The organism is Serratia sp. L9 (assembly GCF_050632285.1).
In the GTDB taxonomy this organism is placed as follows: domain Bacteria; phylum Pseudomonadota; class Gammaproteobacteria; order Enterobacterales; family Enterobacteriaceae; genus Chania.
Window position 1 is genome coordinate 5471321 of record NZ_CP192591.1, and the last position, 11136, is coordinate 5482456.

General features: G+C 51.4%; 7 protein-coding genes and 1 pseudogene. 3 read left to right on the forward strand and 5 right to left on the reverse strand.

Annotated features, from left to right (window positions below; translation table 11 throughout):
- Window positions 1-198 precede the first annotated feature (198 nt).
- The 5 genes and pseudogenes from lon to bolA form a co-directional block, all read right to left on the reverse strand.
- Window positions 199-2552, reverse strand: a pseudogene (gene lon, locus ACQ86O_RS26095) (endopeptidase La).
- Between the two features lie 193 nt (window positions 2553-2745).
- Window positions 2746-4017, reverse strand: coding sequence for an ATP-dependent protease ATP-binding subunit ClpX (clpX, locus tag ACQ86O_RS26100; RefSeq protein ID WP_431223481.1), 1272 nt, complete (start codon window positions 4015-4017; stop codon window positions 2746-2748).
- A gap of 207 nt (window positions 4018-4224) precedes the next feature.
- Entirely contained in the window at window positions 4225-4848 is a 624-nt protein-coding gene (clpP, locus tag ACQ86O_RS26105) for an ATP-dependent Clp endopeptidase proteolytic subunit ClpP (RefSeq protein ID WP_431223482.1), read from the reverse strand.
- 411 nt (window positions 4849-5259) lie between these two features.
- Entirely contained in the window at window positions 5260-6564 is a 1305-nt protein-coding gene (gene tig, locus ACQ86O_RS26110; protein ID WP_431223483.1) for a trigger factor, read from the reverse strand.
- Between the two features lie 364 nt (window positions 6565-6928).
- On the reverse strand, window positions 6929-7243 hold the full coding sequence (gene bolA, locus ACQ86O_RS26115; RefSeq protein WP_431223484.1) for a transcriptional regulator BolA: 315 nt from the start codon (window positions 7241-7243) through the stop codon (window positions 6929-6931).
- Between the two features lie 376 nt (window positions 7244-7619).
- Between bolA and ACQ86O_RS26120 the strand changes: the two genes are divergently transcribed.
- From ACQ86O_RS26120 to cyoA, 3 genes are all read left to right on the forward strand, one after another.
- Window positions 7620-8198 carry a lipoprotein gene (locus ACQ86O_RS26120; RefSeq protein ID WP_431223485.1) on the forward strand — a complete coding sequence of 193 codons (579 nt, stop codon included), beginning with the start codon at window positions 7620-7622 and terminating at the stop codon, window positions 8196-8198.
- 61 nt (window positions 8199-8259) lie between these two features.
- Entirely contained in the window at window positions 8260-9738 is a 1479-nt protein-coding gene (gene ampG, locus ACQ86O_RS26125) for a muropeptide MFS transporter AmpG (protein WP_431223486.1), read from the forward strand.
- Window positions 9739-10182: 444 nt separating this feature from the next.
- Complete coding sequence (cyoA, locus tag ACQ86O_RS26130; protein ID WP_431223487.1) at window positions 10183-11136, forward strand: cytochrome o ubiquinol oxidase subunit II; 954 nt, start codon at window positions 10183-10185, stop codon at window positions 11134-11136.

Sequence of the window (11136 nt, forward strand, 5' to 3'; positions counted from 1 at the left end):
ATTCAAACGTCGCACCGAAAAAATCCCTACGGTTACGACAGCGCAGCAGTTATATCAATCCCATCGCACCTTGGCAAGCCACCAAATAGCAGCTAAACGCGGTCCGACAGGGATCTAAGTTAGCGGCACAAAAAAATACTGGCAAGTCCGAAATGGCTTGCCAGCATAAGTTTTATCAATGGTTTTTGCTGTCCGTCACTATTTTACAGCAACAGGCAGTGCACCGAAGGCCGGGTTCTGCAATGCAATGTTCAAAACTTCATCAATCTTCTGCACCGGATGGATCTCCAGATCGGCAATCACGTTATCCGGGATCTCTTCCAGATCGCGTTTGTTCTCGTAAGGGATCAGCACGGTTTTGATACCGCCACGATGCGCCGCCAGCAGTTTCTCTTTCAGGCCACCGATCGGCAATACCTGACCACGCAGGGTGATCTCACCGGTCATTGCAACATCGGCACGCACCGGATTACCCGTCAGGCAAGAAACCAGCGCGGTACACATGGCAATACCCGCACTTGGGCCGTCTTTCGGCGTTGCCCCTTCCGGGACGTGAACGTGGATGTCACGCTTTTCATAGAAATCAGCATTGATGCCCAACTTCTCTGCACGTGCGCGCACCACGGTCAACGCGGCCTGGATAGATTCCTGCATCACTTCACCCAGAGAACCGGTGTAGGTCAGCTTGCCTTTACCCGGTACGCAGGCGGTTTCGATAGTCAGCAGATCGCCACCCACTTCCGTCCACGCCAGGCCAGTCACCTGACCGACACGGTTTTCAGTATCTGCACGGCCATAATCGACACGCTGCACGCCCAGGAAATCTTTCAGATTTTCACCGTTGATCTCGATGTGCTTGATCTTTTTATCCATCAACAGCGTTTTAACCGCTTTACGGCACAGTTTGGAGATTTCACGCTCCAGACTACGCACCCCGGCTTCACGGGTGTAATAGCGGATAATGCCGATGATGGCGCTATCGTCGACCGTCAGTTCACCTTTCTTCAACGCATTGCGTTCAAGCTGCTTCGGCATCAGGTGCTGTTTGGCGATGTTCAGCTTTTCGTCTTCGGTGTAACCGGAAAGACGGATCACTTCCATACGATCCAGCAGCGGTGCCGGGATGTTCATCGAGTTCGACGTCGCCACAAACATCACATCGGACAGATCGTAATCCACTTCCAGATAGTGATCGTTGAACGCCACGTTCTGTTCCGGATCCAGCACTTCCAGCAGGGCAGAAGCGGGATCACCACGCATGTCAGATGACATCTTGTCGATCTCATCAAGCAGGAACAGCGGGTTTTTCACCCCGACCTTGGCCATTTTCTGGATCAGCTTACCCGGCATGGAACCGATATAAGTCCGGCGGTGACCACGGATTTCCGCCTCGTCACGTACGCCACCTAACGCCATACGAACATACTGGCGACCGGTTGCACGGGCGATGGACTGCCCCAACGAGGTTTTACCCACGCCCGGAGGCCCAACCAGGCACAGGATCGGCCCCTTGATTTTGCTGACACGGCTTTGAACCGCAAGATACTCAAGGATACGGTCTTTAACCCGCTCCAGGCCGTAGTGATCGGTATCGAGCACCTCCTGCGCCTTGACCAGGTCTTTTTTCACCTTGCTACGCGCATTCCACGGCACCTGCAGCATCCAATCGATGTAACCACGGACCACGGTAGCTTCCGCAGACATTGGCGACATCATTTTCAGCTTTTGCAGTTCCGCTTCCGTTTTCTCACGAGCCTCTTTCGGCATTTTGGCCGCTTCAATCTTGCGCTTCAGCGCCTCGTGTTCGTCCGGCGTGTCGTCCATCTCGCCCAGTTCTTTCTGGATGGCTTTCATCTGCTCATTCAGATAGTACTCGCGCTGGCTCTTTTCCATCTGTTTCTTGACGCGATTACGGATGCGTTTCTCAACCTGCAACAGGTCGATCTCCGACTCCATCATCGCCATCAGGTACTCAAGACGTTCAGTGATATCAAACATCTCCAGCACTGACTGCTTGTCGCTGAGCTTCAGCGGCATGTGTGCAGCGATGGTATCTGCCAGGCGTGCGGCATCGTCGATGCTGTTCAACGACGTCAGCACCTCCGGTGGAATTTTTTATTCAGTTTGATGTAGCCTTCAAACTGATTGATGGCAGTACGCACCAGAACTTCTTGCTCACGCTCGTCAATCGCCGGAGCTTCAAGATATTCTGCCTTGGCAGCAAAATGCTCACCGCTGTCGGAAAGCGTGGTAATACGCGCACGCTGCAAGCCTTCGACCAGCACTTTAACCGTGCCATCTGGCAGCTTCAGCATCTGCAAAATCGACGCTACGGTACCAACAGAAAATAAATCGTTAATGCCAGGTTCATCCGTTGAAGCCTCTTTCTGTGCCACCAGCATGATCTTTTTATCGTGATCCATCGCGGCTTCGAGGCACCGAATCGATTTTTCCCGGCCAACAAACAACGGGATCACCATGTGCGGATAAACCACCACGTCGCGCAATGGCAGAACGGGGATTTCAATGCGTTCGGAACGCTCAAGGTTCATAGAGCTCTCTCTTAGTTTAATTTCCGCCAGGATTTAGGGGAATCTCATGAGACGCAAGCATCAAACGTTTCACAAAATCTGGATTATGAGTATATGGGGATGATTCTCTTACATTCAACGGCATTAATGCAGAAAAAGAAACGGGGGATAAAATCCCCCATTTTGCTATTAACTTTCTGGTTTGATTGGCTAATTATTCACCAGAAGCTTGAGCTTCCGGTTGGCCGTAAATCAGCAGCGGCTTGGACTGGCCTGAGATAACCGATTCGTCGATAACCACCTTCTCTACGCTCTCCAACGAAGGCAGATCGTACATGGTATCGAGCAACGCGCCTTCTACGATGGAACGCAGACCACGGGCACCGGTTTTACGCGTCATGGCTTTCTTGGCAATGGCGTTCAGCGCTTCTTCGCGGAACTCAAGCTCCACACCTTCCAGATTGAACAATGCCTGATATTGTTTGGTCAGGGCATTCTTCGGCTCTTTCAGGATCTGAATCAGGGCATCTTCACTCAGTTCGCTGAGCGTGGCCACTACCGGCAAACGGCCGATAAATTCCGGGATCAGGCCGAATTTGATCAAGTCTTCCGGCTCAGCCTGCAGAAGCAGTTCGCCTTCGGTGGCTTTATCAGATTCCCCTTTAACGGTAGCGCCAAAGCCGATACCGGAGCCGGTATTCACGCGCTGGCCGATCACTTTATCCAGGCCTGCAAACGCACCGCCACAGATAAACAGGATCTTCGAGGTATCAACCTGCAGGAATTCCTGCTGAGGATGTTTACGCCCGCCCTGCGGTGGCACTGCGGCAATGGTACCTTCAATAAGCTTTAACAGCGCCTGCTGTACGCCTTCGCCCGAAACGTCACGGGTGATGGACGGGTTGTCTGATTTACGAGAAATCTTGTCAATTTCATCGATATAGACGATACCGCGCTGGGCCTTCTGCACGTCGTAGTCACATTTCTGCAACAGCTTCTGGATAATATTCTCCACGTCCTCGCCCACATAACCGGCTTCGGTCAGCGTGGTGGCATCGGCCATAGTGAAAGGCACATCCAGGAAACGTGCCAGCGTTTCTGCCAGCAGGGTTTTACCGCTACCGGTCGGGCCGATCAGCAGAATGTTACTTTTACCCAATTCGATACCATTGCTGGTATCGCCATTGCGCAGGCGTTTGTAGTGGTTGTACACCGCCACGGCCAGCACTTTTTTCGCCGGTTCCTGGCCGATAACATAGTCGTCCAGGTGATGGCGGATCTCGTGCGGGGTCGGCAATGAGCTGCGCTCGCGGTGCGGGGCAACTTCTTTAATCTCTTCGCGAATAATGTCGTTACACAGATCAACACATTCATCGCAGATATACACTGACGGCCCGGCAATCAGCTTACGCACTTCATGCTGGCTTTTGCCGCAGAAAGAGCAGTACAGCAGCTTTCCTGAACCGTCTTTGCGCTTATCTGTCATCAGTCAAACCTCTTCTTTTGTCTTTTCCCGCAGGAATTCACGGCGGCATTGCGCCCTAACATTATACCGGGAGCGCCGATAATGCTGTTCAAAGCGAGCCATACCCACTCTGAACACTATAGTCTATCGGCTCGCAAGCCGCGTTTACCCGTAGCCTTTCAAGCTGCCATATTATTAGCCGCAACTTGAAATTCTTTGGGAATAGTTCTAGCTGCGGTGTGTCAGAATGCTGTCAACCAGACCGTATTCTACCGATTCTTCTGCGGTCATAAAGCGATCGCGTTCGGTATCACGCTCGATCTGCTCCAGTGATTGACCAGTATGTTGCGCCATCAACTCGTTCATACGCGCTTTCACTTTCAGAATTTCGCGTGCGTGGATTTCAATATCCGTCGCCTGACCCTGATAACCACCCAGTGGCTGGTGGATCATCACCCTGGAGTTTGGCAGGCAGAAACGCTTACCTTTGGTGCCAGCGGTCAGCAGGAACGAGCCCATGGAACAAGCCTGCCCCATACAGATGGTGCTGACATCCGGTTTGATAAACTGCATGGTGTCATAAATGGACATGCCAGCAGTGATGACGCCACCCGGTGAGTTGATATAAAGGAAAATGTCTTTTTCCGGGCTTTCTGCTTCGAGGAACAGCATCTGCGCCACGATCAGATTCGCCATATGATCTTCAACCTGACCGGTCAGGAAGATAATGCGTTCTTTCAGCAGGCGGGAATAAATATCGTAAGAACGCTCCCCGCGAGAAGTCTGCTCTACTACCATCGGCACCAGTGCCATGTTAGGTGCTAATTGGTCTCGTTCGCCACTGTATGACATTACCGTCTCCTAATAAAAATTGCCTTGGCGCCATTGTCTGTCGATTCTACTTTAGAACGGCCATCATGACTACGCTCAAGCCATCGACAGGCTCCACACTGATTTGACGGCGCAATACAGCCGATACTGTTGTAGAAATTGGGGGGCCACAGACAGAATTTCAAGTCCGGTGAGACATTTTCACCTTCATCCCTGTGTGGCAAGGTCACGACAGCCAGCATTGCGCAGCAGCCTTTTAGCCGTGACAACTTAAATATAGTGCATATTGCCGCAGTGAACCTGAGATTAATCAGTAACGTGGCAAAAGAAAAGCCCACAACCAAGGTTGCGGGCTTTTTAAGGAAGCGCCTAACGGTAAGACGAAGACCTAAAAGGCCTGCCTTGCTGCCGGACTCCTGTCCTCAACCAGCATTAAGCTTGTTGAGTCTGGTTCATCAGCTCGCTGAACGTAGTCGGTTTTTCAGTGACTTTCGCTTTAGCCAGCAGGGCTTCGACCGCTTGTTCTTCCAGAGCAACGTTACGCATGTTGTTCATCAGCTCTTTGTTTTTGCTGTAGAACTCTACAACTTCGCTCGGATCTTCGTAGGCAGATGCCATTTCTTCGATCAGAACTTTCACGCGGTCTTCGTCGGCTTTCAGATCGTTGGTGCTGATCACTTCGCCCAACAGCAGGCCAACCACAACGCGGCGTTTAGCTTGCTCTTCAAACAGCTCGCGAGGCAGTTCCAACGCTTGTTTCTCGTTGCCACCGAAACGCTGTGCAGCCTGACGGCGCAGAACGTCGATTTCACCGTCGATCAGTGCCGCTGGCACGTCGATTTCGTTAGCGCTGACCAGGCCGTCGATTGCCTGAGACTTGATGCGGTTACGCACCGCGCCTTTCAGCTCGCGTTCCATGTTCTTACGCACTTCTGCACGCAGACCATCGATAGAACCATCCGCTACGCCGAAACGTTTGATGAATTCTTCAGTCAGTTCTGGCAGTTCACGCACTTCAACTTTCTTCAGCACGATAGCGAACTTGGCAGCTTTCCCTTTCAGGTTTTCTGCGTGATAGTCTTCTGGGAAGTTGACATCGATGGTGAACTCTTCACCCGCCTTGTGACCGATCAGACCTTCTTCGAAGCCTGGGATCATGCGGCCCTGGCCCATAGCCAGAACGAAATCTGCTGCTTTACCGCCTTCGAAATCTTCACCATCGATAGAACCGGAGAAATCAACGGTAACGCGGTCTTCTGCTGTGACAGCGCCGTCTGTTTCTTTCCAGGTTGCCTGCTGCTTGCGCAGGGTTTCCAGCATGGTGTCAACATCAGCGTCGTTAACTTCAACAACCGGTTTTTCAACCTCGATGCTTTCCAGGCCTTTCAGCTCAACTTCTGGGTAAACTTCGAATTCAACAGCGAAAGCAAAATCTGCGCCTTCTTTATACTCGCCCGGGACATAGTTTGGTGCGCCAGCCGGGTTAATTTTTTCTTTGATGATGGCATCAACAAAGTTGCGCTGCATCATATCGCCCAACACGTCCTGACGGACAGAAGCGCCATAACGCTGTTCAACGATGTTCATCGGCACTTTGCCTTTACGGAAACCGTCGATACGAACGCTTTTTGCTGCGTTGATCAGCTCTTTCTTCACCGCCTGATTGATAACATCAGCGGGTACAGTAATAGAGATACGGCGACCAAGGCCTTGAGTGGTTTCTACTGAAACTTGCATCTTGTTACCTCAAAAAAATCACAGTGCTCGGTCAACTCCGTTCCAAGAACCAGGACGGCTACATTAAAAACCGAGTTCCCTGATGTCGAGAGCGTCCCGAAACCATTCCGGAAAAATAAGACGCGACATTATAGCGGCGCAAGCGTAGCTAGTCGAGGATGGCAAGGTGGCACTGGCGCGTTAAAACTCACACTTTTACCGGTTTCCCGCCCAAATACCGCTGTACCAAGACCATCAGGACTGCATTACCCCGTGGCTTTGTCGTCGTCAAAAACAAAACGGCCCGCAGGCCGTTGGCAAAATTCGTCAGTAGTAATACCTTAAATTCAGGTGAAAGTTCCACTGTTAACGTAAATTTAAGCCCTTAGGCCAACGACCCCGCGCCTCTACAAGGAGGCGATGCAGGCACCGTATCCTGTAACCCTTCCCACTCTTTCAGGGTATAGGTATGTAACGCCAGCGCGTGAACGCCGTCCGCCAGCTCCTGCGCCAACACCGCATAAATGGAGCGATGCCGGGTCAGGAAACGTTCACCAACAAAACGATCGCTGACCATAACCACCTTGAAATGGCTTTCTGACCCCGCCGGAACGTTATGACGATAGCTTTCATCAACGACTTCCAGATACGCGGGTTCAAATGCCGCCCTTAATTTTGCTTCTATTTGCTCGCGAATCATAGAACCTCCTTCCAACACCGGCAGACTAGCATGTTAACTCAATAGTAGTCGGTTTTGCCCTGGCTAGAATGCTCCTGAGGTAAATTCCTGTGCGCCATGGCGAAAAAAACGCCAATAAAGTTCACAGGTTGGGTTTTTTCTGATTGAGACGGTCTGAAAAGCCTGTTTTTATCCTTGTTGAGTAAAAATTTACTCAACCGCCGCGTTCAACACTTCCCCCGTTGACGGCAATGCTATGATGGCGGCAATTTTGTTGTTGACTCTACTGCTTTGATTATCAAGCACCCATAGCGATACCCAACAATTTCCGGTTACAGCCAGTGTGCTCTAGCTCGAAACCATCTGGGTCTAAAACCACGATTAATGAGACAGTAATATGTTAAAAAAACTTTGTCTTCCCCTGCTGGCCGCCTTGCTGCTCGCTGGCTGTGCCACCAGCACCAACACGCTGAACGTTACCCCGAAAATCGTGCTGCCTCAGCAGGATCCAACCCTGCAAGGGATCACCATCAGTATTAACGGCGCTGACCAACGATCAGACCAGGCGCTGGCGAAAGTGAACCGTGATGGGCAACTGGTTACCCTGACACCTTCCCGCGACCTGCGTTTCCTGCTGCAGGAAGTGCTGGAGAAACAAATGGGCGCGCGCGGTTATATGATCGGCCCAACGGGTGCGGTTGATCTGCAGATCGTTGTGAATACGCTGTTTGCCAACGTTTCCGAAGGTAACCTGCGTTACAACATCACGACCAAAGCAGACATTTCGATCATCGCTCAGGCGAAGAACGGCAATAAGCAGGTGAAAAACTACCGTTCCACCTATAACGTGCAGGGTGCCTTCACCGCGTCCAACGACAAGATTACCGCGGCGGTCAACACCGTATTGGGCGATGTCATTGCCGATATGGCTCAGGACACCAGCGTCAACGATTTCATCAAGCAAAACGCTCGCTAATCTGTTAATGCCTTGTGCTACCTGGATGGCAGGCTGACCGGGTAGTACAGGCAAGGATCTCATGTCAAAACAGTATCTGAACATCTTCACCCAGCGTAACTCCGCCATTCTTCTGGTATTGGGTTTTGCCTCGGGGTTACCGCTGGCACTGACCTCCGGCACGCTGCAAGCCTGGATGACCGTCGAAAACATCGATCTGAAAACCATTGGTATCTTCTCTCTGGTGGGTCAGGCCTATGTGTTCAAATTCCTCTGGTCACCCTTTATGGATCGCTACACTCCATCATTCCTGGGGCGGCGGCGAGGCTGGCTGTTGATCAGCCAGTTGTTGCTGATAGTCGCCATCGCAGCCATGGGATTCATGAACCCGTCGCAACATTTGTGGTGGCTGGCTGCGTTGGCGGTGTTGGTAGCTTTCTGCTCCGCTTCGCAGGATATCGTTTTTGACGCCTATAAGACCGACCTGCTGGCAGCAGAGGAACGAGGAGCCGGTGCGGCAGTTTCGGTGCTGGGCTATCGCTTGGCGATGCTGGTGTCCGGCGGGCTGGCCTTATGGCTGGCGGATCGTTATTTCGGTTGGCAGGCTACTTACTGGCTCATGGCCGGTCTGATGCTGATCGGCGTGACAGCGACCTTAATGGCACCGGAACCGGATGACAGCATCCCGGCACCGCGCACCATGGAAGAGGCGGTCGTGGCACCGTTGCGTGATTTTTTCGCGCGTAATAATGCCTGGCTGATCCTGCTGCTGATTGTGATGTACAAAATGGGCGATGCCTTTGCCGGCAGCCTGAGCACCACCTTTCTGATCCGAGGCGTTGGGTTCGACGCAGGCGAGGTCGGGCTGGTAAACAAGACGCTTGGCCTGTTTGCTACCATTGTCGGGGCCTTGTTCGGCGGTGTACTGATGCAACGGCTGAGCCTGTTCCGGGCTTTGATGCTATTTGGCATTCTGCAGGCGGTTTCTAATATCGGTTACTGGTTACTGGCGATCACCGATAAAAACATCTTCTCCATGGGCAGTGCCATCTTCCTGGAAAACCTGTGTGGCGGCATGGGTACCGCAGCGTTTGTCGCCCTGCTGATGACCTTGTGCAACAAGTCTTTTTCAGCCACCCAGTTTGCCTTGCTCTCGGCTCTCTCGGCCGTTGGCCGCGTTTATGTGGGGCCCATCGCCGGTTGGTTTGTCGAGGCTCACGGTTGGCCGCTGTTCTACCTGTTCTCCATCGTGGCGGCGCTGCCCGGTTTATTATTACTGGCGATTTGTCGCCAGACGCTGGAATACACCCAACGCACCGATAACTTTATGCCACGTACCGAGTTCCGCACCGGCTATCGTTGGGCGCTGGGCCTACTGACCCTGGGTTGCTCACTGCTCGGCATATGGTTACTGCTGCTGATCACCAATGCTCTCGGCTGGTCCCAAGAACCGGATCTTGCGGTTCTGATACTGCAAATAGGTGCCATGCTGAGCCTGATGGGGATAATTATGGGCAGTCTGTTGGACTACCTTGCGCTGCGCCGTACACAATTAGTCTGATTTTTTTGTCGGCCGATAAAAATGTCGGTCGACAAAAATGCATCAGAGAAATGAATTTATTTCGTTAAAAAAATAATATTGCCGGGAAAGTTATTTTTTTACCTGAGTGCCCTACTAGGAAATAAAATTAAATTCACTTTTGATACACAATTATTTCACATTAAATAAACGTTTTATTCGTATTTAAAATCGCCCCCCTCCCCGCGCCGCCCCGCATACCGTTGGTTTTCCTTGATATAACGCGGCCCCGTCACGATTCAGCTAGCCAACACGTTGTTGCCATTAGTAAATTGTCACGTCACGTTACATGTGTGACCCCCTTAACAGAAAGTGTCAACAAGCCGCTGACACTCCCTTAAGCATGTTTACAGTACTGCAACCTTCCCGTAAAATGCCCGCACACATGAAACGACAATTGAGCCTTTTTGTAATTGAGGTCGTTAGATGAGACTTAAGAAATACAATAAAAGTATTGGGATGTTGTCCTTAATTGTAGCCACTGTAATGCTCAGCGGCTGCAATATGGTTTTGTTGAATCCCAAAGGAGCAATAGGTGTTGAGCAACGTACACTGATCCTCACGGCAATCGGTTTGATGCTGATCGTTGTGATACCAGTGATCTTCATGGCTTTCATCTTTGCCTGGAAGTTCCGTGCTTCCAACAAAGAAGCGAAGTACACACCAAACTGGTCACACTCCAACAAGATTGAAGCGGTCGTCTGGACCATTCCAATCATTATCATCGCCATCCTTGGCACCATTACCTGGAAAACAACCCACGCGCTGGATCCGTTCAAGCCGATTGTCACTGACAAAAAGCCAATGACCATCGAAGTGATGTCGTTAGACTGGAAATGGTTGTTCATCTACCCAGAGCAAGGTATTGCGACCGTTAATGAGCTGGCCTTCCCGAAAGATGTTCCAGTCGAATTTAAAGTCACCTCTAACTCGGTAATGAACTCGTTCTTTATTCCTCAGTTAGGCGGGCAAATTTATGCGATGGCCGGGATGCAGACCAAACTGCACCTGATCGGCAATGAAGCGGGCAAATACGATGGTATTTCCAGTAGCTTCAGCGGCCGCGGGTTCTCCGGTATGAAATTCACCGCTATTGTTACCCCAACCGAAGGCGACTTCGATCAGTGGGTAGCCAAGGTGAAAGAATCGTCTAATACCCTTAATGCCACCAGCGACTTTAACAAACTGGCAGAACCGAGTGAAAACAACCCGGTCGAGTACTTCTCCAGTGTCAAACCGAATTTGTTCAAAGAGACTATTGCCAAATTCATGGGCGACATGCACATGCACAAAGGCGCAGAAACTTCCGCGCACGAAGGTATGGATATGAGCCAGGGTATGGACATGGGTGAACATGCTCACGCCGGAGCCGAGGAATAA

Coding starts and splice junctions, on each gene's coding strand:
- clpX (WP_431223481.1), bottom strand. CDS start 4,017: ATGACAGATAAGCGCAAAGACGGTTCAGGAAAGCTGCTGTACTGCTCT.
- clpP (WP_431223482.1), bottom strand. CDS start 4,848: ATGTCATACAGTGGCGAACGAGACCAATTAGCACCTAACATGGCACTG.
- tig (WP_431223483.1), bottom strand. CDS start 6,564: ATGCAAGTTTCAGTAGAAACCACTCAAGGCCTTGGTCGCCGTATCTCT.
- bolA (WP_431223484.1), bottom strand. CDS start 7,243: ATGATTCGCGAGCAAATAGAAGCAAAATTAAGGGCGGCATTTGAACCC.
- ACQ86O_RS26120 (WP_431223485.1), top strand. CDS start 7,620: ATGTTAAAAAAACTTTGTCTTCCCCTGCTGGCCGCCTTGCTGCTCGCT.
- ampG (WP_431223486.1), top strand. CDS start 8,260: ATGTCAAAACAGTATCTGAACATCTTCACCCAGCGTAACTCCGCCATT.
- cyoA (WP_431223487.1), top strand. CDS start 10,183: ATGAGACTTAAGAAATACAATAAAAGTATTGGGATGTTGTCCTTAATT.